The organism is Mesorhizobium delmotii, assembly GCF_900149755.1.
Lineage (GTDB): Bacteria > Pseudomonadota > Alphaproteobacteria > Rhizobiales > Rhizobiaceae > Mesorhizobium > Mesorhizobium delmotii.
Genome location: NZ_FUIG01000092.1, coordinates 127,441 through 151,973 on the forward strand (window position 1 = coordinate 127,441; position 24,533 = coordinate 151,973).

Sequence of the window (24,533 nt, forward strand, 5' to 3'; positions counted from 1 at the left end):
GGGGCTGGCAACGGTTGCTGCAAAAAAGAAACGGCTAGCGCGCCTGATGCCTGCGATCAGGCCGCCTGCAGCAGGTTCTCGATGTCGACGATGGTGTGGTTGGTCAGTGTCTTCGGAATTTCCACTGTGATCTTCTCGGCAACTTCCTTGTGCAGTTTTCGGCGCATGTCGCCCAGCACCTGCGGCGGTGCGATCAGCACCATCTCCTTGAAAGCGCCGCGGTGCGCGAGCTTGTACAGCCGCTCGGCAATTTCGTCGGCGAAACGCTCCTTGCCGAGACGATGCCAGTCAGTGTCCTCGACTGCGCTGCGGTGGACGGAAGGGCCGTCGCTGTAGCGGCCGGGGCGGTCCGAACCTTGCTCTCGCGTCGCCGGATTTGCCTGTTCCATCTCCTGCACGACCTGAAGGTCGGGATATTGGGTATCACCACGGTTCTCGAGGAACAGCGCCTTCTCGCCGTCGGCCACCACGATCCACAGTCCGCGTTTCAGCTTGAGGTTGTTCACGGAGCGCTCCTTTTTCCTGTTTTTCATGGTTTTCTAGGCCCGTCTCTGGAGCCATTGCCGCAGCTGAACAGCCAGGCTCGGATTCGCAGGGCAAACGCGCGCCGAGGCAGGAATGTTCCGGTGACGACAAGAACAGCGAGCGAGCCAACCAACCAGCCAAGGATGACGGTGTTCGGCCACGACATCGAAGCGGGCTATCATGTAGCAGTCTTCGTGCCCGAGACGTGGCAGTGGAGCACTCACTCGCCACAGGGGCAGCCTGCTTGACGGGCTGCGTCTTAAGGCTGGAAGAATCCGGCGTTTGGAATCGTTGATATGGCGATACACCCGTTTGAGGTGATCCCCATGCAAGCACGATTGATCGTCAGCCTGGTGTCCTTGCTTGTCGATGCGCGCCTTGTGATCGCTCCCGCCTTTTCGGCCGGTGGCGGTGGCAGCGCGCGTTTCACAGTGGATAACAACATCAAGGGAGGTCCAAATGTTTAAGTCTAGCACAACCGCGACGCTGCTTTCGTTAGGTGTGGCGCTGAGCGCGGCGGCGTCGGCCGATCTCGCGCAGGCGGCGAAACGCACCATCACCATGGTCGCGGTCGAGGCCAAGGGCGGGACGACCGTCGACAAGGAGCCGTTCCCGACCGCGGGCCTACCAGAAGGTAAGGGCTACGAGCTCGAAGCGCCCAACGCCGAGGGTCGGTGGGAGGTATCGGCCTACCGCTGGGAGCCCAATCAGATCATCGTGAACCAGGGCGACGAAGTCACGCTCGAAATCCTGGGTGTCAATGGCGCGGAGCATCCGGGGGTGATCGACGGCTACGATGTCAGCTTCACTGTCAAGCGCGGCCAGCTCACCACCGTAACCTTCACCGCCGATAAGACGGGTGTGTTTGAATTTCGGTGTGGGACTCATCAGCCGTCGATGGTGGGCGAGTTGATCGTGCTGGCAGGCGGTTGATCAGCGTGTTCGGCGCTTGGTGACTTTAATCTACTAGATTGGTAGAATTTAGAAGAAAGTGTTTTGTGATACACCTCGCTTGCCGCTAGAACGGCGGCAGATCAAGGCGCGCAACAGCGGCTTGGATCCGCTCCATTCGTGGGTGTGGAATTTTTTTCTCCTGCCTTCGGTGCTTGCGGAAAAGCGATTGCCTCGCACGAAGCGATGCGCGAGTGCGTTCCTTCTGCTTTTTCGCGCTCGCGCGTAGAACTGACAGCGTATTCAGGATTCCGCTCGCCATGCCGCAGGCCATAACCAAGCTCAACGCCTTTCCCGTCTTCATGCGGGTCGAGGGCGAAGCCGTGGCCATCGTCGGCGGCGGCGAGGAGGCTCTGGCCAAGGCACGGCTGATCGGCCAGTCGAGCGCCGTGCTGCGCATCATAACCGATGCCGCCGAGGCCGAGTTGCTGGCCTTCATCGCCGCGAATGGCGCCATCCACATCGCTGCCGCTTACGATGCCGCGCATCTCGAAGGCGCGGTGATGGTGTTTGCCGCCAGCGGCAATGAGGCGCTCGACCGGCGCGTTGCCGAAGATGCGCGCCGGCTGGGTATTCCGGTCAATGCCGTCGATCGGCCGGAGCTGTGCGATTTCTTCACTCCGGCGCTGGTCAACCGCGCGCCGGTCGCCATCGCCATCGGCACGGAAGGGGCAGGTCCGGTGCTTGCTCAGATGCTGCGCAGCCGCATTGACCGCATGCTGTCGCCATCGCTCGGGCCGCTTGCTTCGCTTGCCGCCTCGTTGCGCGGCACCGCCGAGAGATTGCTGCCGAAAGGCAATGCTCGCCGCCGCTTCTGGAGCGACTTTTTCGGCGGCGCACCGGCTCGCGCCATGGACGCCGGCCAGCTTTCGCAGGCGCATGACGCCGCCGTCGACCTGTTGCTTTCGAGCGCGCCGGCATCGGGTCACATTGCGCTGGTTGGCGCGGGTCCAGGCGCCGAAGACCTGCTGACGCTGCGCGCCCACCGCCTGCTGATGGAAGCCGATGTCATCGTCCATGATGCGCTGGTGCCGGAGGCGATCGTCGCCATGGGCCGTCGCGACGCCGAGCGTCTGCCGGTGGGCAAACGCAAGGGCTGCCATACCAAGAGCCAGGCCGAAATCAACGCGCTGCTGATCGAACTCGGCCGCGACGGCAAGCGCGTCGTGCGGCTGAAATCCGGTGATCCGCTGGTGTTCGGGCGGGCGGGCGAGGAAATGGCAGCGCTGCGCGATGCCGGCATCGCCTATGAGGTGGTTCCGGGCGTCACCGCGGCCTTCGCCGCCGCCGCCGATTTCGAGCTGCCGCTGACGCTGCGCGGCGTGTCGTCGTCGATGGTGTTCACCACCGGCCACGACCTCAAGGGAAATTCGCTGCCCGACTGGGCCAAGCTCGCCATTTCCGGCGCCACGGTCGCCGTCTATATGGGCCGCTCGGTCGCGGCCGAAGTTGCCGGCCGGCTGATCGAGGCCGGCCTGTCGCCGGATACGGCGGTCGCCGTGGTCGAGAATGCCAGCCTTGCCAACCGCCGCCGATTCCACGGCACGCTCGCCGACCTGCCGTCGCTGGAGGTCCGCGCCGACCTTACCGGCCCGGTCATGACGATTATCGGCGATGCGGTCGCCGGCGCCAACTTTGAACGTTCCGAGCCGCTCGCGGCACACAGGCATGAAGGCGCGGCCCAAACAGCCGCCGAAGGAGCTGAACGATGAAAGTTCTGACCGCAAACCGCCTGACCAACGGCGAAGCCGTCTGGTACGCCAATGGCGGCTGGGCCGAGACCATCGACCATGCCGACGTGGCCCATGACAAGGTGGCTGAAGACCGGCTGGAGGCAATCGGCGCCACGGCCTACGCCAACAACGAAGTGGTCGACGTCAATCTGATCGACGTGACCGTCGCCAATGGTGTGGTCGAGCCGGTGCGGCTGCGTGAAAAGATCCGCGCCGCCGGCCCGACCAATCGCAACGATCTGGGCAAGCAGGCCCGCCCGGTAGCCGCCCGGGCGGCGTAAACGACAAATTTGATGAAACGGGCGGACGCGCCCGGAAAGACCAGACATGTACCGTTACGATGAGTTCGATCACGATTTCGTCCAGGCCCGCGTCGCCGAGTTCAGCGATCAGGTCACGCGGCGGCTTGCCGGCGAGATCACCGAGGATCAGTTCCGGCCGCTGAGGCTGATGAACGGCGTCTACCTGCAGTTGCACGCCTACATGCTGCGCATCGCGGTGCCTTACGGCACGCTGAACAGCAAGCAGCTGCGCATGCTCGGCCACATCGCACGCAAATACGACAAGGGCTACGGCCACTTCACGACGCGCCAGAACATCCAGTTCAACTGGCCGGCGCTGTCGGACATTCCGGCGATCCTGGCCGATCTGGCGAGCGTCGAAATGCACGCCATCCAGACCAGCGGCAACTGCATCCGCAACGTCACCGCCGACCACTTCGCCGGTGCCGCCGCCGACGAGGTGGCCGATCCGCGTCCTTATGCGGAAATCCTGCGCCAATGGTCGTCGGTGCATCCGGAGTTCTCGTTCCTGCCGAGAAAATTCAAGATCGCGGTGACCGGCGCCGAGCGCGACCGCGCCGCCATCCAGACGCATGACATCGGCCTGCATTTGAAGAAGAACGCGGCCGGCGAACTCGGTTTTGCCGTCTATGTCGGCGGCGGCCAGGGCCGTACGCCGATGATCGCCAAGAAGATCCGCGACTTCCTGCCCGAGGCGGACCTTCTGTCCTATTGCACGGCGATCCTGCGCGTTTACAACCTCTACGGCCGCCGCGACAACAAATACAAGGCGCGCATCAAGATCCTAGTCCACGAGACCGGTGTCGAGGAGATCACCCGCCAGGTCGAAGCCGAATGGCAGGAGCTGAAGGATGCGGATCTGAAACTGCCGGAAGCCGACATCCGCGCCATCGATGCCTATTTCGCGCCGCCGGCGCTGGCCGACCGGCCGGAAGGCGACGAGGCGGTCAAGCTTGCCCGCCTCGATTCGAAGAGCTTTTCGGAATGGCTCGACCAGAACGTGGTGACCCACCGTCATCCCGATTATGCCGCCGTGACGATCTCGCTCAAGGGCATCGGCGAGGTGCCGGGCGACGCCTCCGACAGCCAGATGGAAGCGGTCGCCGACCTTGCCGAAAAATATGCCTTCGACGAGTTGCGCGTCAGCCATGAGCAGAACCTGATCCTGCCGCATGTCGCGCGCGCCGACCTCAAGGCGGTCTATGACGCACTGGTCGACATCGGACTGGCAACGGCCAATTCCAACCTGATATCAGACATCATCTCGTGCCCTGGCCTCGATTATTGCGCGCTGGCAACGGCGCGTTCCATTCCGGTGGCGCAGGAAATCTCGCTTCGTTTCGCTTCGCTCGAGCGGCAGCGCGAGATCGGCGAATTGAAGCTGAAGATTTCCGGCTGCATCAACGCCTGCGGCCATCACCATGTCGGCCATATCGGCATCCTCGGCGTCGAAAAGAAGGGCGCCGAACTCTATCAGGTCACACTCGGCGGCTCGGCCGACGAGAACACCTCGGTCGGCGAGATCATCGGCCGCGGCTTCAGCTCGGCAGAGATCACCGACGCCATCGAACAGATCGTCGAGACCTATCTCGGGCTTCGACTGGACAGAACCGAAAAATTCATCGACGCCTACCGCCGTGTCGGTCCCGCGCCGTTCAAGGAGGCGCTCTATGCTGGCGAAGCCAAGGCCGCTTGATCGTATCGTCGACGTCGAGGCCGGTATCGCCGCCGAAGCGGCGGGGCTCGATGCGCTCTATGGTCATCTGAAACCGCTGGAGATCATCGAGCGGTCGGCCCAGGAATTCTTTCACGGTGAAATCGCCGCGGTTTCGTCCTTCGGCGCGGATTCGGCAGTGCTGCTGCACATGATCGCCAAGATCGACCGGACGCTGCCGGTGATCTTCCTCGACACCGGCAAGCACTTCGAGGAGACGCTCGGCTATCGCGACGCGCTGGTTGCCGATTTCGGGCTGACCGACATCCGGGTGATCACGCCCGAAGAAGCGGCACTCGAACGGATCGATCCGACCGGCAATCTGAACGAGACCGACACCGACGCCTGCTGCGGTGTTCGCAAGGTTGAGCCATTGGCGCGCGGCGTCGAGCCGTTCCGCGCCTGGTTCACCGGCCGCAAGCGTTTTCAGGCGACGACGCGGGCGTCCCTTCCGGTGTTCGAGGCGGTCGGCTCGCGAATCCGCATCAATCCGCTGGCGCATTGGACGACCGCCGACCAGGCCAACTATATGCGCGCGCATGCGCTGCGTGAGAATCCGCTGGTCGCCTATGGCTATCTGTCGATAGGCTGCTTCCCGTGCACGCAGCCGGTGCAGCCGGGCGATGACGCGCGCAGCGGCCGCTGGGCAGGGCACGCCAAGACCGAGTGCGGCATCCATTTGTCGGGGCTGGAAAAGTCGCTGACCGACGCATCGCTTTAGGGTATGTCGATATTCAGGTGAGGCCGGCCTGCGAATGGCGGCTTCCTGCGCTTCCGGTGCTCACGTACCCAAAGTACGCTTCGCTCCGGTTCTCGGAAGCCACCATTCTCGGCTCGGCCTGACCTGAATCTCAACACACCCTTGAGCGTTTTCAACTTTAGAATTTTGTGGACTTGGGAATTTCTCGATGAGTGAATCGATAGCGGAAAACGCCACCCGCCTCTGGACCCCGACTGGTTTTAGCGAGGACGAGTGGAGCCATGCCGAGAGTGCCGACGCACTCTCCGGCAATGGCCGCTTCATCCTGCCGCTGCAGGCATTTCTCGACCTCGATCCGGCGGTGCGCCGGTCGGCGAAGGAGCGCCTCGGCGTGCTGCTTCAGCCCGGCGATCAGCTCGAGAAGATTGCGGATCTGCTCGACCAGATATCGCTGGTGGCGCTGGCCTTCCCGGCTTTCAGTGACGGCCGGTCCTTCTCCAAGGGCGAACTGCTGCGCAGCCGCTACCGTTTCGAGGGCGCGGTCCGCGCCACGGGGCAGGTTCTGGTCGACCAGCTTCCGCATATGCTGCGCCTCGGCTTCGACGAGTTCGAAGTATCAAATCCAGTGTTGCTGAAACGGCTCGAGGAAGGCCGCACCGGCGGTCTGCCGCTCTCCTACCAGCCGACCGTGAAGCCGGAGGCCAAAGGCCCCAAATATTCCTGGCGGCGGGTGCGCGCTGGCTGATCTTCCCCCGGAGCAGGTCGCATCTGGTCGGACCACTTTGCAGATTCAATCTTTTATTTTCGGCGTCCGCACCTTAAGATAGGGCCTATTATTTCGCGATCCGAAATAAATACCGCCACCAAGGGAGGAACCGGGAATGGCTGGTAAGAAGATACTGATGCTCGTTGGCGAGTTCAGCGAGGAATACGAGATTTTCGTCTTTGAACAGGCCATGCATGCGGTCGGCCACACGGTCCATGTCGTGTGTCCCGACAAGAAGGCGGGCGATATCCTGAAGACGTCGCTTCACGACTTCGAGGGTCACCAGACCTATACGGAAAAGCTCGGCCACGACTACATCCTCAACAAGAGCTTTGCCGAGGTGAATCCGGCCGAATACGACGCCGTCTATGCGGCAGGCGGGCGCGGCCCGGAATATATCCGTATCGACAAGCGCGTGCAGGCGCTGGTGCGGCATTTCCATGAGACCGGCAAGCCGATCTTCACCATCTGCCATGGCGCGCAGATCCTGATGGCAGTCGACGGCGTGCTGCGCGGCAGGGAAGTCGCGGCGCTGCAGTATTGCGAGCCGGAAGTCACGCTCGCCGGCGGCACCTACATCGATGTCGCGCCGACCGGCGCCCATGTCGACGGCAATCTGGTATCGGCCAAGGGTTGGCCGGGCCTCGCCGCCTTCATGCGCGAATGCCTGAAGGTGCTCGGCACCGAGATCCGCCACGGCGAGATCCTGATGCGCGACGAACGCAAGGCGGCTTGAGCCAGGTCTTGGAAAACCGCCGCACCTGTGGTGCGGCGGTGCGTTTACGCAGTCATCCGCGCTTCGCGAAACGACACCAGCTTGCTGCGGCTCTCATCCCACAGAGCCAGCTTGACGCAGCGCAGGCTGTCGAGAAGCGTGACGCGGCCGATTTCGCGCAGTTCCGGATAGTCCCTCAGGACTTCCTGCAGACGATAGCACGGCACCTTGGCGGAGAGGTGGTGCACGTGATGGACGCCGATATTGCCGGTGAACCAGTTCAGTACCGGCGGCAGGTCATAATAGGACGAGCCGTGCAGGGCCGCATGCTGGAACTCCCATTCGGAGTCCTTTGCCCACTCGGTCTCTTCGAACTGGTGCTGGACATAGAACAGCCAGATGCCGGCGGAACCGGCCAGAACGACGATGGGCAAATGGACAACCAGGAACGCTTCGAGGCCGACGAACCAGACGAGGGCAGCGGCGGCGACCGCGATGGCCACATTGGTGGCCATTGACGACACCCAGGGCGTGAGGCCGCCTCGCATCATGCCGACCGGCAGTCTCTGCTCAAAGATGAAAAGCCAAATGGGGCCGAGGCCGAACATGACGAGCGGATGGCGATAGAGACGATAGGCAAGGCGGCCCCGCCAGGACATTTGCCGATATTCGGCGACAGTCAGCGTCGTGATGTCGCCCGTGCCGCGTTCATCGAGGTTGCCGGCGCTTGCGTGATGGGTAGCGTGGGCACGCCGCCAGCAATCGTAAGGGGTCAAGGTCAGGATGCCCAGCCCGCGGCCGATCCAGTCGTCGGCGGTGCGGTTGGCGAAGAAAGAACCGTGGCCGCAATCGTGCTGGATCATGAAGATCCGCACCAGAAAGCCGGCGGCCGGAAGGATCAGGATCAGACCCCACCAATGACCATGGGCATAGGCAGCCGAGGACAGTGCCCACAGCGTGGCAAAAGGGATGAGGGTGATGGCAAGTTCGACGGCGCTGCGCCGCCTGTCAGGTTTCTTGTAACGCGCCAGGATTTTCAACCAGGCACGTTTGCTGTTCGCTACAGCTTCGGGGGAAATCATGTTCATCAGGAAGCATAGACGGACCATTCCGTCGCCGCAAGGCAGGGATCACGCGAAGTTACTGCGCGTAATTGTCGCGCGATGCTCTAGGTGCTGCAATGTCGAAGGGCATGCTTGGACTCCGGTGGCACGCAACGACAGGCGAATGTGTTGGTCTATCGCCGTCTGCCACCGGCGGCTACGCTGCTTTCGATGCCGTCCAGGCGGTCAAGCAATTCCTTGAAACGATCGGGAATGTCGTTCTCCGTCCGGAACGCCGGCAACGCGCGCAGAAAGTGCATCGTTGCCTCGGTGCCGAACTGGCGCCTGATGCCGGCCGCGAGCCTTTCACGTCTTTCGTCATTGTTGCGGGCGCCATTCTTGTTACAGTCGCCATCGTTGCGGGTCATCATCTCAAAATCCTGTGTCGGCTTCGAAACTCTTCCAGCAGACGAATGGTTCCCCCATCGCAGCATCTTGGCAAGCAAAGCCGGCGCTTACAGTAAAATTTGAATTAATATCGAAAGGTCTTCATGGTGCGTCGTCGAAGCGCGAGCGGCCGCTCCAGTATCGCTTGCCCCTTGATTTTTGGCCGCCAAACCTCGATATCGGGCACAAAATCCACATCATTCGAAAAGACGGGAAACGGCGATGAGCGACCAGGCAAAAGACGAACGCGCGCCCGAGGATATCGAAGCGGCTGAGGCCGCCGCCGAGCGCTCGGAAGGCAGCGTCGACGGCGACTATGAAGCGCTTGTGCGGCTGTTGAAGGAAAACGACGAGCTGAAGGACCGCGCACTCCGTGTCGCGGCCGAGATGGAGAATCTGCGCCGCCGTACCGCCCGTGACGTGCACGACGCGCGTGCCTATGCGGTTGCCAATTTCGCCCGTGACATGCTGTCGGTATCGGACAATCTGCGCCGCGCGCTGGATGCGATCCCGGCTGAAACCAAGGCGTCGGGCGATGCCGGCTTCAAGGCGCTGATCGAGGGCGTCGAGCTCACCGAGCGCGCCATGCTATCGGCGCTGGAGCGGCACGGGGTGAAGAAGCTCGAGCCGGAAGGCGAGAAATTCGACCCGAATTTCCACCAGGCGATGTTCGAGGTGCCCAATCCGGAGGTGCCGGCCAACACCGTGGTCCAGGTCGTGCAGCCAGGCTATTCGATCGGCGAGCGGGTGTTGCGGCCGGCCATGGTCGGCGTTGCCAAAGGCGGTCCCAAGCATGTGGCTGGTGAAGCGCCGGTCGAGCCAGGGCCGGTGAATGAGCAAGCTGAGAAGGATGCGTAAGTTAGGGGAGTAGGGGGAATAGGGCAGTACGGGAGTAGGGAATAACGCCACCTACGATAAAGTAGAGCAATTGCCTACTCCGGCCGTTGGCCTGCTCCCCCCTACTCCCCTACTCCCCTGCTGCCTTATTCCGCTACTGCCCTACTCAGGCGGCGAAACGCTGGGCTTCCCCGCCATAATAATTGACGTAGCGGGCGCCGATCTCCTGGACCGGCATCACGACGAACACGTCGACCGTCGAGAATTCGCGGTCGATGACGCAGCCGTCGCCGATGCGCGCGCCGACGCGCAGATAGCCCTTGACCAGCGGCGGCATCGCCGCGATCGCGGCCTTGGCATTGACCGCCTCGATCGGCATCAAATCCATGGAACAGTAGCGCCCGGCGACCGCACGCACGTCCCAGGCCGAATTCGTCCGGCAGTGATGGGCGAGATAGGTCAGCGCTTCGGCGTGCGCCGCCGGCACGGTGCCGTGGAACGAAGCGCAACCGGTCATCACGCCGATCCCGTAATGGTTGATATAGGCCCAAATACCTTGCCAGAGCGCCTCGATGGTGCGCTTCGAGCGGTATTCCGGCAAGACGCAGGAGCGGCCGAGCTCGAGGAAACGCTGGCCGGGATGGCGGGCGATAAGATTGGTCAGTTCGAATTCGCCCTCGGAATAGAAGCCGCCGGCCGCTGCCGCGATTTCCTGCCGCAGCAGGCGGTAGGTACCGACAATGCGGCGATGCTCGGGACCGGACAGCGAGGTATCGAAGACGAGCAAATGATCACAAAGCGGATCGAAATGGTCGGCGTCGCGGCGGTCCTGCACCTGGAACAGGTTCTTCCTGGCACCAAGCTCGTCATAGAACACCCGGTAGCGCACTTCCTGCGCGGCGGCGATCTCGGCCTCGTTGCGGGCGAGCCGCACTTCGAGGTTGCCGATTCGGCCGAGCGCTTCGCCTTTTATGACGGCATCGACGTTCCGCCCGGTGAGCAAAGCACCACTGGCGTTCGGCCGAGCGTCACGTTCCGGCATAACTGTATGCACGAGTGATTCTCCTTCGAGCCATCCCTCTTGGCACGGGGATACGGTGTAGGTGCAACAGGATTGTGACAGTACCGTGATACGGTGCTACGGGCAATACTTCGTCGGCTGGGTAATCCTTCAACCGGCTATGTTACGCAGGGAAGCCAGGAAGGACAGCCGGCGGATCAGGCGGCCACCTGGCCCTCGATCGCATGGACAAGCGCGTCGGGGTCGAGCGGCTTGGTGACGAAGCCGCTGGCGCCATGGGCAAGCACCGCGTGGCGCGTCGTTTCCTGGCTGTCCGCCGAAAGCACCATGATTGGAACCGGCGGCACGGCGGTTTCCTCCTCGTGCCGGCGGATGGCGGCGATGGCGTCCAGCCCGTCCATGACAGGCATGTGCAGGTCCATCAGCACCACGTCGAAGCGGTGCTTGTGACCGGTCCCAGTGACGGCCTCGACGGCGGCCTTGCCGTTGCCGACCACTTTCACGCGATGCCCGGCCTTCAGCAGAGTGGCACGAGCAAGCATGGCGTTGATGTCGTTATCCTCGGCGATCAGCACGGACAGCCCCTGCCTGCGGCCGCCAATGGCACGGACGGATGGTGCGCCGGGCTTTTCCAGCTGTGGCTGGGTGAGGGCGGGCACGCTGCTGGTCAAAAGCACGCGCAGCAACGTCTCGCCGCGCACCGGCCTTGCCAGGAAGGTGGCGTAGCCGCTGGCGCGGAACTCGCCCAGCATGCCGCGGTCGGTAGGCGCGATCAGCGTGATCGCCTCGCAATCGGCAAAGCCGCTCTGGCGAAGGCGTTTGAGCAACTTGCCGTCGCCCTCCTCCATGGCCGCATCGACCAGAAGCACGTCGCAGCCTTCTGCGAAGGACGCTGCCTGGGAGGCGGTCGCGGCCAGATCGACCATGCCGCCATTGGCACGGATGGTGCGGGCGATGGCGTCGGCCTCGATGGCGTTCTTCGACAGGATCACCGCGCGCCGTCCTGACAGCGCATTCAGGCGGGTCTGCGGCGGCTCGGTGGCCGATATTGCAGGGATTTCGAAGACGAACTCGGAGCCTTGGCTGAGCCGGCTCGATACCGAAATCGTGCCGCCCATGGCGATCACGAGGCGCCTGGAGATGGCAAGACCGAGCCCGGCGCCGCCATGCGCGCGGGTCGACGTGCCATCAGCCTGTTCGAATTCCTCGAAGATGCGCTCCATGTCGTCCTCGTGCAGGCCGGGACCGGTGTCGGCGACGGTGAAGCATATGCGGTCGGTGGTTTCGGTGCGGGTACGAGCGATGCTCACCAAAACGCCGCCGCTGTCGGTGAACTTGATCGCGTTGCCGATCAGGTTGAGCAGCACCTGCCGGACCCTTCCCGGATCGGCTGATATCATCTGCGGCACGTCGGGTTCGACATGGCAGCCAAGGCCGATATTCTTGGCGAAGGCGCGCGCAGCCAAGAGTTCGACGACGTTGTCGGCGATCTCGCGCACCGACATTGGCTGCGGTTCGGGATCGAAGCGGCCGGCCTCGATCTTCGAATAGTCGAGCAGATCCTCGATCAGCGCCAGCAGTGCGCTGGCCGAGGTCGAGACGGCGCCGACATAGGTCCGTTGTTCGGGCGAGAGATTGGTGTCCGCCAGCAGCCTGGCCATGCCGATGATGCCGTTCATCGGCGTGCGGATCTCGTGGCTGACGGTGGCGAGGAAGCGCGATTTGGCCTGGCTTGCATATTCGGCTCGCTCACGGGCGGTGATCAGCGACGATTCGGCGTGCTTGCGGGCGGTGATGTCGCGGGCGATGGCGCGATGCGAGGCGCCGCCGTTCTCCTTGTCGCGCACGGACAGTTCGATCCATGAGAACCAGCGCGGGCCAGCCGGCGTGCGAATGGCGACGTCGGTGGAACTCAGGCATTCGTGGTCGGAAAAAGCGGCATCGGGAACGATGCCGACGTCGATGCCGAGTTCGGCAAGGGTCCTGCCGGCAAGGTCGCGCTGATCGGCTCCGACAAGATCGGCGAAAACCTTGTTGGCATAGACGATGTTGCCGTCACGGTCGCGGTGGACGACGAGATCGCCAAGCGCGTCGATCAGCCCGCGAAAGCGTTCCTCGCTCTCCTGCATCTCCCACATGCGGTCGGCCAGGGTCTCGACCTCGGCGCGGCTGCGAGCTGCGGTCTCGCCAAGGAGGGCAACCGTACGACGCTCCTTGCGCCTGGCACGCAGATGCACGGCGAGACCGGCCATGCCAGTCGCCAAAAGGCCGAAAGTGATGAAGACCGGCGCTCCGGTCAGATGCGACAGACCTGCCAGCACGACTATGGCGACGAGCGTCAGGAACGGCAGGCCTTCGCGATTGGCGGCGGGCAGCTCGGGCGCCAGTGGCGGCGCTGCGATATGCTGCCGTCTTGGCGCCTCCGGGCCGATCTCGTCGACGCTTTCGGCGCTCTCCGTTTCTCTGATGCCGGATTCCGTGACCATGCGGAAACCCTTGCCAGACAGAGATTATGGAAAATTGCGGCCGATCGTTCGAATTTTATCGGTCGCGCGGTTTTTTTGCCTTCCTTTCGCGCAAAACGGCAGACGACAGAACTCACATATCCACCACCACGCGGCCACGGATCTTGCCCTCGACGATGTCGTGCGCGGCGTCGATGATGCCGTCAAAGCCAATGGTCGTGGATAGGCTGGCGAGCTTCTGGAGATCGAGGTCCGTGCCGATGCGGCGCCACGCCTCCAGGCGGACCGCTTTTGGCGCCATCACCGAATCGATGCCGAGCAGACAAACGCCGCGCAGGATGAACGGGGCGACGCTCGCCGGCAGATCCATGCCGCCTGCCAGGCCGCAGGCGGCGACGGCGCCGCCATAGGAGGTCATCGAAAGGACGTTGGCCAGCGTGTGACTGCCGACCGCATCGACGCCGCCGGCCCAGCGTTCCTTGGCGAGCGGCTTTGCCGGCTGGGCAAGCTCGTCGCGCGAAATCACTTCCGCAGCACCCAGGTCGATCAGATAGGGGCTTTCAGCGCTGCGGCCGGTCGAGGCGATGACATGATAGCCGAGGCTGGACAGGATCGAGACCGCGACCGAGCCGACGCCGCCGGCCGCGCCCGTCACCACCACCGGGCCGCGATCGGGCACGATGCCGTGCCGTTCCAGCGCGATGACGCAAAGCATGGCGGTGTAGCCGGCGGTGCCGATCGCCATGGCATCATGCGGGCTCATCCCCTGAGGCAGCGGCACCAGCCAGTCGCCGTTGACACGGGCACGCTCGGCATAGGCGCCAAAATGCGTCTCGCCGACGCCCCAGCCGTTCAATATGACCTTGTCCCCCTTGCGCCAGTCGGCATGGGAAGACGAGACGACGGTGCCGGCGAAGTCAATGCCCGGCACCAATGGCCAGCGGCGGATCACCGGCGCCTTGCCTGATATGGCGAGGCCGTCCTTGTAGTTCACCGTCGTCGCCTCGACGGCGACGGTGACATCGCCTTCCATCAGGTCGGCCTCGGTGAGGTCGGTCACCGCGACCGACTGCTTCTTCTCGGCGTCGCGCGAAACGAGGATGGCTTTGAAGGTTTCGGACATGTCTTCTCCTCGGGCTTTTCGAATGGCCACTGTATGGCGGCAGAGGGCCAGGTCAATCGCTTGAGGGTTTGGCCTCGCGCCGCCAACCGATGAGTTCGTCGAAGACGACCACCACCGCGCCGACCGCGATGAAGGCGTCGGCGAGGTTGAAGATGGCAAAGGACCATACCGGGGTGTGGAACAGGATGTAGTCGATCACGTGACCATAGGTAACGCGGTCGAACAGATTGCCGATCGCGCCGCCGACGATCAGCGCAAAACCGATGCGGGTAAGCACGTGGCCGGGCGGGGTGCGGGCCGCGAGATAGAGCACGAAAGCGACGACGAAAGCGGCGATGACCACCAGGCCGGTGTCGCCGAAGGACGAAAACATCGAGAAGGCGATGCCGGTGTTGTAGGTGCGATACAGCGCCAGGAACGGCACAAGATCGACCTTTTCCTGGAAGGCGAGGCCGGTCTCGACCAGGTATTTCACCCACTGGTCGAGCGCTATCGCGGCGGCGACCAGCAGGGCGTAGGGGAACCATGATTTTGCCGTTGGGGATTTGACCATTTGGGATGTCACGGTTTGGCGTCCTCCGGGGCAAGTTTCAGCGCGCCGCGCCGGATCTCGAACAGCATGATGCCGGTGGCCACCGCGAGATTGAGCGAATCGGCCCGGCCGGCCTGCGGAATCCGCAGCAATCTGTCACAGCTTTCGGCCATGCTTTCGGGCAGGCCCTGCTGTTCGTTGCCCATCATCAGCAGCACCGGGCCTTTGGAAAAGTCGACCGAGCGGTAATCGACCGCACCCTTCAGATGTGTGCCGGCAACGAGGCCAGGAAAGCCTTTTCGCCACGCAAGGAAGGTTTCCGGCGTCGCCTTGGCGACCGGCACCGCGAAGATCGAGCCCATCGTGGCGCGCACGGTCTCGACGGAAAAAGGATCGGTGGTCTCGCCGACCAGGATGATGCCCTTGGCGCCAACGGCATCGACGGTGCGGATGACGGTGCCGAGATTGCCGGGGTCGCGCACGCGGTCGAGCGCCACCCAGACGTCGCCGTCTCGAGCGCGGATGTCCTTCAGCGGCAGGAATTTCTGCGAAAAGACGCCGACCACCATTTGCGGGTTATCGCGGCGGGTGATGGCGACGAGCACTTTTTCCGAAACTTCGAGCACGGTGCCGCCGGCGGCAACCGTGCGCGCCGCGACCTTTTCGACTGCAGCGTTGCCGCGTCCGGCCTTGGCGAAGACCAGCGTCCGGATCGACCAGCCGAGGTCGAGCGCGTCGATGACCAGCTTCAGCCCCTCGGCCATAAAGGCGTTCTGCTGGTCGCGGAATTTCTTCAGGGAGAGCGCCTTGATGTCCTTGATCAACGGATTGGCGAGGCTGGTCACTTCCTTCACCTGCCCTGGCGCGCCGGCGTGCCGCTCGCTCATTCAGGCCACCCAGCGTGAGAACAGCGACGTAGACAGCGCCCGGCCGGCGGATTTCTCGCGGATGATCAGTTCGCCCGATTCGACCGTGCCGCCCATGCCGGCAAATGTGTCGCGCATCAAGGCATGGATGGCGAAGAAGGAGGCGCGGATCGAATAGGCGGTCAGCACGACAGCAAGCGGCTTCGGCGTCAGGATCGAGCGGCAGAGGTCGGTCAGATCAGGCAGGTCCTCGAACAATTGCCAGACCTCGCCCTTGGGGCCACGGCCATAGGCGGGCGGATCGAACAGGATGATGTCGTAGCGGCTGCCGCGGCGCTCCTCGCGCTCGGCGAATTTCATGGCGTCGTCGATGATCCAGCGGATCGGCTTTTGCGACAGGCCCGCCATCTCCTGGTTCTCCCTGGCCCAGCCGATCGCCTTCTTGGACGCATCGACATGGGTGACCTCGGCGCCGGCGCGCGCCGCCACCAGCGAGGCAAGGCCGGTATAGCCGAACAGATTCAGCACCTTGACCGGTCGCTTCGTCGCCGCGATCAGCCCGGCCATGTGGTCCCAGTGCGAGGCCTGCTCGGGGAAGACGCCGACATGGCGAAACGAGGTGAAGCGGCCGAGATAGTCGATTCCGTCATGCTTCATCGGCCAGGTCTCGCCGAGCGGCGTCTTGGGGAAGCGCCAGCGGCCGATGCCTTCCTCGTCGGTGTCGCCGGTGAAAATGGCGTCGGCGCGGTCCCAGTCTTTGGCCGGCAACGCTTTTTGCCAGATCGCCTGGCCTTCGGGCCGGACGATGCGATAGGGCCCGTACTGCTCGAGCTTTTGACCGGCGCCGCTGTCGAGCAGCGCATAATCGGCGTTGGGCGCCACTTCGAGGATCAGCGGCAGGTGTTCGGCGGGCAGGGCGCCGTCGCGGCGGGAAAGGACGCGCGGCGCGGCTTTCGGCTCGGTGCGGTTGCCCGATGCTGTGCCAGTCCCGCGCTGCGCCTGTTCCGCCCCGCTCTTTGCGAGCTGATGCGAGCGGCTGTCGCGGCGTTTGTCGCGAAAAGGTTTCAAGAAGAGCATCTCCGGGGCGACTTGGCCCGCTTCTGCCACAGCACATTCACCGGTGCAACAAACGCGGTCGCTGGACATTTCCGAAACGGTCAGCCGCGCCTGATCCAAAGCAGGGCGGCAACCAGCGATACGAAACCGACTGCCTTGAAGCCGGCGACGATCATATGGCCGGTTTCCCAGCGCCGTCGGATCGCTTCGAAATTTTCCGGAATCGGTCCAGGCACCCAGGTGGCCAGAATATCGTTCGCCGGCTTGACGAGAGCAAACCACATCGCAAGAGACACCGCATAGAGCACGGCAGCGGCCAACGCGTACCAGAACGCCGGACGGTCATTGCGCAGCATCCATGCGAGAAGTCCCGGGCAGCCGATCGCGGCCACGTCGAGTGGCGCGCCAATGACGGCAAACAGCTGGAACTGGGCGTTGAAGACAGTCGTCTCGCGCCAGAGCGAAGGCGACCACTTCGTCAGCCGAGGAGCCGATTCCAGGACATGGGCGAAGGACGGTCCAAGGCTGAGCGCCGCGACGACTGCGGCCAAGATGGACCAGAACAACAGGAACCCGCGTATCTCCATAACGCCCGAACAACGGCGTGACGCCGGAGACGTTCCCCGACGGGAGGCAGTAGGGCAGTAGGGGAATAGGGAGTAAGTGAATAGGGAAAATACGACTTGTAGGAAGCCGCACGATTGGTACGGCTTGCCCTACTGCCCTACTGCCCTACTCTTCAGCGCCTTGTACACCGCAATGCCGGCGGCGAGGTCTTCGAGGGCTGCGCCGACCGATTTGAAAAGCGTGATCTCACCTGGGCTCTGCCGGCCCTTCTTTTGGCCGCGTGCCAATTCATGCAGGTCGGCGACGATGGCTTGCGCCTCCAGCACGCCCGAGGCCAGCGGCTGGACGATGTCGCCCGCTTCCTTGGTGGCGCCGGCCCGGGTGTCGACGTAGACGCGGGCACGCGCAATCGCATCGTCGTCGCTTTCGCGCATATCAGGCGTGAAACCGCCGACCAGATCGACATGGGTTCCCGGCTTCAACAGCGCGCCCTTGATCAGCGGCGTGGTCGTGATCGTCGCCGACGAAACGATGTCGGCCTGGCCGAGTTCGGCGTCGAGATCGCTCGCGGCGGTGGCCGCAAAGCCCTCGGCGCGCAATTCCGCTGCAACCTTTTCGGCATTGGCCGGTGTGCGGTTCCAGATGCGGATGGCGGTGATCGGCCGCACCGCTGAATGCGCCCTGGCGAGGAACGGCGACAGCGCGCCGGCGCCGACCACCAGCAGCCGCTCAGCGTCCTCGCGGGCCAGATAGGAGGCGGCCAGCGCCGAGGCGCAGGCCGTGCGCCACTGCGTCAACCGCTGGCCGTCGATCATGGCTTCAGGCTCGCCGGTCGCGCCGTCGAGCAGGAGGTAAAGCCCCATCACCGCGGGTTTGCCTAAGGTGTTGTTGTCGGGCGACACCGTGACGATCTTGACGCCGATATGGCCGCCTGCCGACGTGCCGGCCGCATTGAAGTCGGTCCAGGCCGGCATCAGGAGCAGCGTCAAGGCCGCGCCGTCGGGCCGTTCGACCGTATGGTGATGCCTGACCGGTTGCATCGCGCCATCGCGAAAGGCCGCGCGCAGCGTCTCGACCAGGCCGGGAAAGGTCAGCGCATGATCGACCTCGGCCGCCGAAATGGTCAGCATGGGAAACTCCGTGGAGAGAAATACGCCTAACGCATAACCGCGGAAATCGGAACCGATTTTCGGAAAAGATCATGCGTAATCAAAATGGTACGGCGTCCTTTGTGCGTCCCAAAGGACGTGCGGCGCTGTGTTGGCTCAGTTCGTCGGCTTCGGCAAGGCCGGGCCTTGTGGCGCAGCCGGCGCACGGCTGACCGCCTGGCGCAGGTTCTCGGCCTCGACGCCGCGCTGGCGCGCCAGCCTGCGATAGCGGCCCTGCTTGATCCAGGTCGCCAGGCTGCCGACGACCATGCCGATGGCAAGAGCCAGGAACAGGAAGATGAAAAGCGGCAGCGTCACCGTCAGCGCCGGATTGCCGGGGTTGAACGGATCCAGGGTGAAGGCAACCGGATCGCGATTGGCGACCGCCAGCGCAATCAGGATGACGGCCAGCGGCACGAAGACCACGACGAGCATGAAACGATTGAACATGGAATTTCCTGTCGAAGGCGGGCTCTACCGCGGGCCGGGCCCTACTGAAAAGGCCGGCATGCTGCACGAGCTCGCGCGGCGCCTATTTGCCGCCGTTCAGCCTTTCACGCAATTCCTTGCCGGTCTTGAAGAACGGCACCCATTTCTCCTCGACCTCGACGGATTCGCCGGTGCGCGGGTTGCGGCCGGTGCGGGCGGGGCGGTTTTTCACCGAGAAAGCACCGAAACCGCGCAGCTCGACCCGGTTGCCTTCGGCAAGCGCGTCGGTGATCTCGTCGAAAATCGCGCCGACGATGTTTTCGACGTCGCGCAGAAAAAGGTGCGGGTTGCGTGTGGCGATGATCTGCACAAGTTCGGATTTGATCATGAGAAGGCTCCCCGTGAAAACACTGCGGTCAAAATTATGAGGATGATTTTATTTGCTTTTTTCACTCGTCTCAAGGGTGCCAGACGGAAACGAGACCGTCAAGAAACAAGCGGTCGGCACCAAGTTCGTGAATGATCTCGCCGCCATAGTCGGGCAGGCCGAGCGCACTGCCGATGGTTCGCGCCATCGCTTTCGAGAACAGGAAGCCGCCTTCCGCGTCCTTCCACTCCACCACCTTGAGCTTGGCGTCGACGCCCTTTGTCGCGAGCCAGTCGATCGCTTCGGTCTCGCCGCCGACCGCGTCGACCAATTTGTTGGCAACAGCCTGCCGGCCGGTGAAGATCGAACCGTCGGCCAGGGCCAGCGCCTCCGGCTTGGTCATGTTGCGTCGTTCGGCGACGACGCCGACGAACCAGTCGTAGCTGTCCAGGATCAGCTTGCGGACCATGGTGCGCTCGTCGTCATTGGTCGGCTTGAAAGGCGATGGCGAGGCTTTCAACGGCGAGGATTTCACTTCCTCGAGCTTGATGCCGAGCTTGTCCATAAGGCCGCTGACGTCCGGATACTGGATCAGCACGCCTATCGAGCCGACGATCGACGATTTGCGCGCGACGATATGATCGGCCGCGGTGGCGATCATGTAGCCCGCCGATGCGGCCAGCGTGCCGACCTCGGCCACCACCGGCTTCTCGGTGGCCAGCTTGCGCACTGCCTCATAGATCGATTCGCCCCCGACGGTGGTGCCGCCCGGTGAATCGATCGACAGGATCACAGCTTTCACCCTCGAGGATTGACGGATGGTATCCAGTTGTTTGATCAAGTCTTCGTCTTCGGTAATGGTGCCCTCGATCTTGACCTTGGCGATATGGTCCACCGCCATGCCAGTGAAGTCGTCACCGTAAATCCAGCTCGAAAAGGCAATCAGCCCGACAGCCGCGACAACAAGCGCTGCAACGCGCCAGAATGTCAGCTTGCGGCGCAAGCGGCGGCGGTCGATCAGGTCGTCGGCTCTCAGTGCCATGGTCAGCCTCATAGTCGGTGGAAGCAGATGCTTTTAAAGCAACCATCCGCGCCCGGCTACCGATTCCTGACGAGCTTGCGCCAAAGACAGGGTTTCGACGTTCGCGAGCCGGCGTTTCAAGAGACATCAAGACCAATCCACAGGCCCCTAACGCTGTGCGCCTGTATCTGGTATGAGATGCAAGTCGTGCCGGTTTCATTTTCGTTTGTGCAACAGCAACCGTCACACTTTTGCGGTTTTCCTCCGCTTGTGCTTGCTTGAGGGCGCCGGCATCCCACCTATAGGGGTGCTTGGCGGCAGGGGTTTAAAAGAAAGCAGTTATGTTAGCGCGACCGATCGAACCGACCAACACCGAGACGGAGTTGGCTCCCCCGGACGTAGGCCCGGCGCGGGTCGACGCCTTCGGCATTGCCCAGCGCCACTCGCGCCGCGTGCGGATCTTGAAGCTGGCGGTGCCGCTGGCCGCTGCCGCGATCGCGGTCGCCTTCCCGGTCTATTCCTATCTCGCGGCGCCTGGCTCAATCCAGGTCCAGGCCGACGGCAGCGCCTTCGCCAATGGCAAGCTGGTGATGGCCAACCCCAAGCTCAACGGGTTCACCAAGCAGAAACTGCCCTATTCCATGACGGCTTTGCGCGCCATACAGGACGTGACCAAGCAAGGCATCATCAATCTGGAGGGCATCGACGCCAAGCTGCCGATATCGACTGACAATGTGGCGGCCATCAATGCCTCGCACGGCACCTACAATCGTGACGGCAACACGATGAGCCTGACCAGCGATGTCACCATAACCACCACCGATGGCTTGGCGGCAAAGTTCAAATCGGTCTTTCTCGATATGGGCAAAGGCACTATGAAGACGAACGACCCGGTCGACGTCAGCCGCGGCGGGTCGCGGATCACCGCAGATTCGATGTCGATCCAGGACAACGGCAAGATCGTGGTTTTCGAGAACAGAGTGCGTGTCAACATCGATCCCGCCAGCTTGAAAGCGGCAGAGGCAATGAGCGGAGAATCCAATGCGGTTCAGTAGTTCGACACGGCTCAGGGCAGCAGCTTCGGCGTTGCCGGCCCTTGGGCTGGCTTTGGGGCTGAGCTTGGGGACGACGCCGGCTCTGGCGCAGTCCAAGGCCACCAGCCAGTTGTCGGGCCTCAAACTGTCCGGCGACAAGCCCATCCAGATCGAAAGCGATAAGCTCGAGGTCCGCCAGGCGGAAAGCGTCGCCGTGTTCACAGGAAATGTGAGCGTCGTCCAGGGGCCGACTTTGCTCAAGGCCGGCAAGATGACGGTCTATTACGTCAAGGACGCCGACGCTGACGCCAAGGATGCGCAGGCCGCAGGTGCCGCGATGACCGGCTCGGCCAACATCGACCGTCTGGAGGTCGCCAACAAGGTCTATATCAAATCGGACGACCAGGTCGCCACCGGCGACAGCGGCACCTTCGACATGAAGACGGAAGTGCTGGTGCTTTCAGGCAGCAAGGTCGTGCTTTCGCAAGGTGACAATGTACTGGTCGGCTGCAAGCTCACCGTGCAGATGAAGAGCGGCCTGGCCCAGGTCGACGCCTGCGGGGGCCGCGTCATGATGTCGATCACGCCGCCGGCGAAGTCGGGAGCGGCGAACCCCTGATGGTCGACGTAGCATCGCTGATGGCGCGTCTTCCAGGACGCGCCGCCAGCAAACTTGCGGCACCGGCCACGGTCAGCGTCGACCAGGTAAAGTTCAAGGGAACCTTGATCGCCAAGGGCCTGACCAAGAGCTACAAGGGCCGCAAAGTCGTCAGCGGCGTGACGATCGGCGTGCGCGCCGGTGAGGCGGTCGGGCTGCTCGGTCCCAACGGCGCCGGCAAGACGACCTGCTTCTACATGGTCACCGGCCTTGTGCCGGTCGATGAAGGCACAATCGAAATCGACGGCTTCGATGTCACCTCGATGCCGATGTACCGCCGCGCCCGCCTCGGCATCGGCTACCTTCCGCAGGAAGCGTCGATCTTTCGCGGCTTGAGCGTCGAGCAAAACATCCGTGCCGTGCTCGAAGTGGTCGAAAAGAGCCGCAAGGAGCGCGAACGCAGTCTCGACGAACTGCTCGAGGAGTTTCACATCAGCCATTTGCGCAAGGCCCCGTCGCTGTCGCTTTCCGGCGGCGAGCGGCGCCGCCTTGAAATCGCGCGCGCACTGGCGACCCGCCCCGCATACATGCTGCTCGACGAACCTTTCGCCGGCATCGATCCGATCGCCGTCGCCGATATCCAGCAACTCGTGCGCCATCTGACGGCGCGGGGCATCGGCGTGCTCATCACCGATCATAATGTCCGCGAGACGCTCGGCCTGATCGACCGCGCCTACATCATCCATGCCGGCCAGGTGCTGACCCACGGCCGGGCCGATGAAGTGGTCGCAAACCCGGATGTGCGGCGGCTTTATCTCGGTGAGGGGTTTACACTCTAAGCGGGAAAATTCCCCTCCAAGCGCGATTTTTGGCGCGAGACGAGCCTTTTTCTCCGATTTCTCCTCCAAATAACGCACCGACAGGCGAGTTTTGATCGCTGTCGCCTTGACAAGCAAAAGCCGGGCCAGTTTCTATGCCCAACTCCTTCCGGCAGTCCGGATGCGTAGACAGGGCGTTTGAAACCGAACCATGGCGTTGGCGGCAAAACTACAGCTACGACAGTCCCAGTCGCTGGTGATGACGCCGCAACTCATGCAGTCGATCCGGCTGCTGCAGTTCACCCACGTCGAGCTGGAACGCTTCATCGACGACGAGATCGAGCGCAATCCTCTACTCGATCGCGCCGAGCCGCAGGACGATGCCGTCAGCGATCAGGCGCAGAAGATCGATGCCGCGCCGGAAACGGCCACCGGCGGCGACTGGTTCGAGAAGGAAACGGCGTGGAGCGCCGAGGCGATCTCGGAAAAGCTCGATACTTCGCTGGAAAACCTGTTTCCCGACGACCCCGGCACCAGCGAGCGGCTCGGTCCCGACCTGACGGCCCAATGGAAATCGGCCTCCGGCAACGGTTCCGCGTCCTCGTCGGACGGCTTCGAGGTCGGAGACATGGCGGCCGCCGCCATCACGCTGCGCGAGCATGTCGGCGAACAGGTCGCGCTTGCCTTCGCCGACCCGGCAGCACGCCTGATCGCCAGCGAACTGGCCGATGGCCTCGATGAGGCCGGCTACATGCGCGCCGACATGGCTGAGATCGCCGCTCGTCTCGGCACCGACAGAGCGGCGGTGACGAATGCACTCGAGGTCTGCCAGACATTCGAGCCCGCCGGCATCTTTGCCCGCGACCTCGCCGAATGCCTGTCGCTGCAGCTTGCCGTCCGCGACCGGCTCGACCCGGCGATGAAGGCTTTGATCGCCAATCTCGAGCTCCTGGCGCGGCGCGATTTCCAGACCCTGAAACGGATCTGTGGGGTCGACGAGGAGGATCTGCTCGACATGCTGGCCGAGATACGTGCGCTCGATCCGCGCCCGGGGATGGCGTTTTCGGGCGGTGCCAGCGATGCGATCGTCGCTGATGTCGAAGTGCGGGCGGCCAATGACGGGAGTTGGGTGATCGAACTCAATGCCGAAACGCTGCCGCGCGTGCTGGTCGACCATATCTATTTTGCCCAGGTTTCACCGCATGCGAAAAACCAGACGGAAAAGGATTTCCTGGCGGAATGCCTGCAAAACGCCAACTGGCTGACGCGCAGTCTCGACCAGCGGGCGAAGACCATCCTTAAGGTTGCCTCAGAAATCGTGCGCCAGCAGGACGCCTTCCTCGTCCATGGCGTGCGTCACCTGAAGCCGCTCAACCTGCGCACGGTGGCCGACGCCATCGGCATGCACGAATCGACCGTCAGCCGGGTCACCGCCAACAAATACATGCTGACGCCGCGCGGCGTGTTCGAACTGCGCTATTTCTTCACCGCCTCGATCGCTTCGTCGGGTGGCGGCGATGCGCATTCGTCTGAAGCGGTGCGCGACCGCATCAAGCAGTTGATCGACGAGGAGAAACCGGCCGACGTGCTTTCCGACGACGCGATTGTGGATATGTTGCGGGAAAGTGGCGTCGATATCGCCAGGCGCACGGTCGCCAAGTATCGGGAGGGCATGAATATTCCCTCGTCGGTGCAGCGGCGGCGTGAAAAACGCGCTTTGGCCAGCGCCGGACGTTGATCCCCGACGGAATTTCC

At 63.2% G+C, this 24,533-nt stretch carries 27 protein-coding genes; 13 read left to right on the top strand and 14 right to left on the bottom strand.

Annotated elements, in window-relative coordinates; genetic code table 11:
• Positions 1-56: 56 nt before the first annotated feature.
• The gene (locus tag BQ8482_RS35040) at positions 57-506 is read right to left on the bottom strand and encodes a baeRF12 domain-containing protein (protein WP_095488474.1); all 450 of its coding nucleotides are present in this window, start codon (positions 504-506) and stop codon (positions 57-59) included.
• 315 nt (positions 507-821) lie between these two features.
• On the opposite strand from BQ8482_RS35040, the gene BQ8482_RS38540 reads away from it, so the two are divergent.
• The 8 genes from BQ8482_RS38540 (at position 822) to BQ8482_RS35075 (ending at position 7,427) form a co-directional block, all read left to right on the top strand.
• A complete protein-coding gene (locus tag BQ8482_RS38540; protein ID WP_156768434.1) occupies positions 822-992 on the top strand; it encodes a hypothetical protein in 171 nt (56 codons plus the stop codon).
• The gene (locus BQ8482_RS35045; protein ID WP_123151718.1) at positions 985-1,458 is read left to right on the top strand and encodes a cupredoxin domain-containing protein; all 474 of its coding nucleotides are present in this window, start codon (positions 985-987) and stop codon (positions 1,456-1,458) included. Before BQ8482_RS38540 ends, BQ8482_RS35045 begins: the two co-directional genes overlap by 8 nt.
• 278 nt (positions 1,459-1,736) lie before the next feature.
• A complete protein-coding gene (gene cysG / locus BQ8482_RS35050; RefSeq protein ID WP_123151719.1) occupies positions 1,737-3,188 on the top strand; it encodes a siroheme synthase CysG in 1,452 nt (483 codons plus the stop codon).
• Positions 3,185-3,490 carry a DUF2849 domain-containing protein gene (locus BQ8482_RS35055; RefSeq protein WP_123151720.1) on the top strand — a complete coding sequence of 102 codons (306 nt, stop codon included), beginning with the start codon at positions 3,185-3,187 and terminating at the stop codon, positions 3,488-3,490. The genes cysG and BQ8482_RS35055 overlap by 4 nt, the downstream gene beginning before the upstream one ends.
• 46 nt (positions 3,491-3,536) lie before the next feature.
• A complete protein-coding gene (locus BQ8482_RS35060; protein ID WP_123151721.1) occupies positions 3,537-5,207 on the top strand; it encodes a nitrite/sulfite reductase in 1,671 nt (556 codons plus the stop codon).
• Positions 5,182-5,946: a phosphoadenylyl-sulfate reductase gene (locus BQ8482_RS35065; protein WP_095496871.1), complete on the top strand. Its 765-nt coding sequence runs from the start codon at positions 5,182-5,184 to the stop codon at positions 5,944-5,946. Before BQ8482_RS35060 ends, BQ8482_RS35065 begins: the two co-directional genes overlap by 26 nt.
• A gap of 187 nt (positions 5,947-6,133) precedes the next feature.
• The gene (locus BQ8482_RS35070; RefSeq protein ID WP_027153075.1) at positions 6,134-6,670 is read left to right on the top strand and encodes a DUF934 domain-containing protein; all 537 of its coding nucleotides are present in this window, start codon (positions 6,134-6,136) and stop codon (positions 6,668-6,670) included.
• Between the two features lie 136 nt (positions 6,671-6,806).
• Entirely contained in the window at positions 6,807-7,427 is a 621-nt protein-coding gene (locus tag BQ8482_RS35075; RefSeq protein WP_123151722.1) for a DJ-1/PfpI family protein, read from the top strand.
• A gap of 44 nt (positions 7,428-7,471) precedes the next feature.
• On the opposite strand, the gene BQ8482_RS35080 is transcribed toward BQ8482_RS35075, so the two are convergent.
• Positions 7,472-8,494: a fatty acid desaturase gene (locus tag BQ8482_RS35080; RefSeq protein WP_123151723.1), complete on the bottom strand. Its 1,023-nt coding sequence runs from the start codon at positions 8,492-8,494 to the stop codon at positions 7,472-7,474.
• A gap of 149 nt (positions 8,495-8,643) precedes the next feature.
• Positions 8,644-8,880 (bottom strand): hypothetical protein, encoded by a 237-nt coding sequence (locus BQ8482_RS35085; RefSeq protein ID WP_244603111.1) that lies wholly within the window; start codon positions 8,878-8,880, stop codon positions 8,644-8,646.
• A gap of 238 nt (positions 8,881-9,118) precedes the next feature.
• On the opposite strand from BQ8482_RS35085, the gene grpE reads away from it, so the two are divergent.
• Entirely contained in the window at positions 9,119-9,754 is a 636-nt protein-coding gene (gene grpE, locus BQ8482_RS35090) for a nucleotide exchange factor GrpE (protein ID WP_123151724.1), read from the top strand.
• 145 nt (positions 9,755-9,899) lie between these two features.
• Here the strand turns inward: grpE and olsB are convergent, their stop codons facing one another.
• The 11 genes from olsB to sppA form a co-directional block, all read right to left on the bottom strand.
• Complete coding sequence (olsB, locus tag BQ8482_RS35095; protein ID WP_165848842.1) at positions 9,900-10,775, bottom strand: l-ornithine N(alpha)-acyltransferase; 876 nt, start codon at positions 10,773-10,775, stop codon at positions 9,900-9,902.
• 176 nt (positions 10,776-10,951) lie between these two features.
• On the bottom strand, positions 10,952-13,240 hold the full coding sequence (locus BQ8482_RS35100; protein ID WP_123151726.1) for a hybrid sensor histidine kinase/response regulator: 2,289 nt from the start codon (positions 13,238-13,240) through the stop codon (positions 10,952-10,954).
• 112 nt (positions 13,241-13,352) lie between these two features.
• Complete coding sequence (gene acuI / locus BQ8482_RS35105) at positions 13,353-14,342, bottom strand: acrylyl-CoA reductase (NADPH) (protein WP_123151727.1); 990 nt, start codon at positions 14,340-14,342, stop codon at positions 13,353-13,355.
• A 52-nt stretch (positions 14,343-14,394) separates the two neighbouring features.
• The gene (gene lspA / locus BQ8482_RS35110) at positions 14,395-14,895 is read right to left on the bottom strand and encodes a signal peptidase II (RefSeq protein ID WP_123151728.1); all 501 of its coding nucleotides are present in this window, start codon (positions 14,893-14,895) and stop codon (positions 14,395-14,397) included.
• 8 nt (positions 14,896-14,903) lie between these two features.
• Positions 14,904-15,761 (bottom strand): TrmH family RNA methyltransferase, encoded by an 858-nt coding sequence (locus BQ8482_RS35115; RefSeq protein ID WP_123151729.1) that lies wholly within the window; start codon positions 15,759-15,761, stop codon positions 14,904-14,906.
• The gene (locus BQ8482_RS35120) at positions 15,762-16,808 is read right to left on the bottom strand and encodes an RsmD family RNA methyltransferase (RefSeq protein WP_123151786.1); all 1,047 of its coding nucleotides are present in this window, start codon (positions 16,806-16,808) and stop codon (positions 15,762-15,764) included.
• An 89-nt stretch (positions 16,809-16,897) separates the two neighbouring features.
• Positions 16,898-17,383 (bottom strand): DUF1772 domain-containing protein, encoded by a 486-nt coding sequence (locus BQ8482_RS35125; protein WP_123151730.1) that lies wholly within the window; start codon positions 17,381-17,383, stop codon positions 16,898-16,900.
• Positions 17,384-17,512: 129 nt separating this feature from the next.
• Positions 17,513-18,493 carry a bifunctional Delta(1)-pyrroline-2-carboxylate/Delta(1)-piperideine-2-carboxylate reductase gene (lhpI, locus tag BQ8482_RS35130; RefSeq protein WP_123151731.1) on the bottom strand — a complete coding sequence of 327 codons (981 nt, stop codon included), beginning with the start codon at positions 18,491-18,493 and terminating at the stop codon, positions 17,513-17,515.
• Between the two features lie 135 nt (positions 18,494-18,628).
• The gene (locus BQ8482_RS35135; RefSeq protein WP_123151732.1) at positions 18,629-18,961 is read right to left on the bottom strand and encodes a LapA family protein; all 333 of its coding nucleotides are present in this window, start codon (positions 18,959-18,961) and stop codon (positions 18,629-18,631) included.
• 82 nt (positions 18,962-19,043) lie between these two features.
• The gene (locus tag BQ8482_RS35140) at positions 19,044-19,328 is read right to left on the bottom strand and encodes an integration host factor subunit beta (RefSeq protein WP_006200394.1); all 285 of its coding nucleotides are present in this window, start codon (positions 19,326-19,328) and stop codon (positions 19,044-19,046) included.
• 70 nt (positions 19,329-19,398) lie between these two features.
• Positions 19,399-20,349 (bottom strand): signal peptide peptidase SppA, encoded by a 951-nt coding sequence (sppA, locus tag BQ8482_RS35145; protein ID WP_123151787.1) that lies wholly within the window; start codon positions 20,347-20,349, stop codon positions 19,399-19,401.
• A 320-nt stretch (positions 20,350-20,669) separates the two neighbouring features.
• On the opposite strand from sppA, the gene lptC reads away from it, so the two are divergent.
• The 4 genes from lptC (at position 20,670) to rpoN (ending at position 24,516) form a co-directional block, all read left to right on the top strand.
• Positions 20,670-21,383 carry an LPS export ABC transporter periplasmic protein LptC gene (lptC, locus tag BQ8482_RS35150; protein WP_123151733.1) on the top strand — a complete coding sequence of 238 codons (714 nt, stop codon included), beginning with the start codon at positions 20,670-20,672 and terminating at the stop codon, positions 21,381-21,383.
• Positions 21,370-21,981, top strand: a complete 612-nt coding sequence (locus BQ8482_RS35155) for an LptA/OstA family protein (RefSeq protein ID WP_123151734.1) — start codon at positions 21,370-21,372, stop codon at positions 21,979-21,981. The genes lptC and BQ8482_RS35155 overlap by 14 nt, the downstream gene beginning before the upstream one ends.
• Positions 21,981-22,799 (top strand): LPS export ABC transporter ATP-binding protein, encoded by an 819-nt coding sequence (lptB, locus tag BQ8482_RS35160; RefSeq protein ID WP_123151735.1) that lies wholly within the window; start codon positions 21,981-21,983, stop codon positions 22,797-22,799. Before BQ8482_RS35155 ends, lptB begins: the two co-directional genes overlap by 1 nt.
• A 190-nt stretch (positions 22,800-22,989) precedes the next feature.
• Complete coding sequence (rpoN, locus tag BQ8482_RS35165) at positions 22,990-24,516, top strand: RNA polymerase factor sigma-54 (RefSeq protein WP_123151736.1); 1,527 nt, start codon at positions 22,990-22,992, stop codon at positions 24,514-24,516.
• Positions 24,517-24,533 lie beyond the last annotated feature (17 nt).

Bases quoted from the DNA above. Each gene is read 5' to 3' on its own strand.
- BQ8482_RS38540 (WP_156768434.1), top strand. From the start codon at position 822: ATGGCGATACACCCGTTTGAGGTGATCCCCATGCAAGCACGATTGATC.
- BQ8482_RS35045 (WP_123151718.1), top strand. From the start codon at position 985: ATGTTTAAGTCTAGCACAACCGCGACGCTGCTTTCGTTAGGTGTGGCG.
- cysG (WP_123151719.1), top strand. From the start codon at position 1,737: ATGCCGCAGGCCATAACCAAGCTCAACGCCTTTCCCGTCTTCATGCGG.
- BQ8482_RS35055 (WP_123151720.1), top strand. From the start codon at position 3,185: ATGAAAGTTCTGACCGCAAACCGCCTGACCAACGGCGAAGCCGTCTGG.
- BQ8482_RS35060 (WP_123151721.1), top strand. From the start codon at position 3,537: ATGTACCGTTACGATGAGTTCGATCACGATTTCGTCCAGGCCCGCGTC.
- BQ8482_RS35065 (WP_095496871.1), top strand. From the start codon at position 5,182: ATGCTGGCGAAGCCAAGGCCGCTTGATCGTATCGTCGACGTCGAGGCC.
- BQ8482_RS35070 (WP_027153075.1), top strand. From the start codon at position 6,134: ATGAGTGAATCGATAGCGGAAAACGCCACCCGCCTCTGGACCCCGACT.
- BQ8482_RS35075 (WP_123151722.1), top strand. From the start codon at position 6,807: ATGGCTGGTAAGAAGATACTGATGCTCGTTGGCGAGTTCAGCGAGGAA.
- BQ8482_RS35080 (WP_123151723.1), bottom strand. From the start codon at position 8,494: ATGAACATGATTTCCCCCGAAGCTGTAGCGAACAGCAAACGTGCCTGG.
- BQ8482_RS35085 (WP_244603111.1), bottom strand. From the start codon at position 8,880: ATGATGACCCGCAACGATGGCGACTGTAACAAGAATGGCGCCCGCAAC.
- grpE (WP_123151724.1), top strand. From the start codon at position 9,119: ATGAGCGACCAGGCAAAAGACGAACGCGCGCCCGAGGATATCGAAGCG.
- olsB (WP_165848842.1), bottom strand. From the start codon at position 10,775: ATGCCGGAACGTGACGCTCGGCCGAACGCCAGTGGTGCTTTGCTCACC.
- BQ8482_RS35100 (WP_123151726.1), bottom strand. From the start codon at position 13,240: ATGGTCACGGAATCCGGCATCAGAGAAACGGAGAGCGCCGAAAGCGTC.
- acuI (WP_123151727.1), bottom strand. From the start codon at position 14,342: ATGTCCGAAACCTTCAAAGCCATCCTCGTTTCGCGCGACGCCGAGAAG.
- lspA (WP_123151728.1), bottom strand. From the start codon at position 14,895: ATGGTCAAATCCCCAACGGCAAAATCATGGTTCCCCTACGCCCTGCTG.
- BQ8482_RS35115 (WP_123151729.1), bottom strand. From the start codon at position 15,761: ATGAGCGAGCGGCACGCCGGCGCGCCAGGGCAGGTGAAGGAAGTGACC.
- BQ8482_RS35125 (WP_123151730.1), bottom strand. From the start codon at position 17,383: ATGGAGATACGCGGGTTCCTGTTGTTCTGGTCCATCTTGGCCGCAGTC.
- lhpI (WP_123151731.1), bottom strand. From the start codon at position 18,493: ATGCTGACCATTTCGGCGGCCGAGGTCGATCATGCGCTGACCTTTCCC.
- BQ8482_RS35135 (WP_123151732.1), bottom strand. From the start codon at position 18,961: ATGTTCAATCGTTTCATGCTCGTCGTGGTCTTCGTGCCGCTGGCCGTC.
- BQ8482_RS35140 (WP_006200394.1), bottom strand. From the start codon at position 19,328: ATGATCAAATCCGAACTTGTGCAGATCATCGCCACACGCAACCCGCAC.
- sppA (WP_123151787.1), bottom strand. From the start codon at position 20,349: ATGGCACTGAGAGCCGACGACCTGATCGACCGCCGCCGCTTGCGCCGC.
- lptC (WP_123151733.1), top strand. From the start codon at position 20,670: ATGTTAGCGCGACCGATCGAACCGACCAACACCGAGACGGAGTTGGCT.
- BQ8482_RS35155 (WP_123151734.1), top strand. From the start codon at position 21,370: ATGCGGTTCAGTAGTTCGACACGGCTCAGGGCAGCAGCTTCGGCGTTG.
- lptB (WP_123151735.1), top strand. From the start codon at position 21,981: ATGGTCGACGTAGCATCGCTGATGGCGCGTCTTCCAGGACGCGCCGCC.
- rpoN (WP_123151736.1), top strand. From the start codon at position 22,990: ATGGCGTTGGCGGCAAAACTACAGCTACGACAGTCCCAGTCGCTGGTG.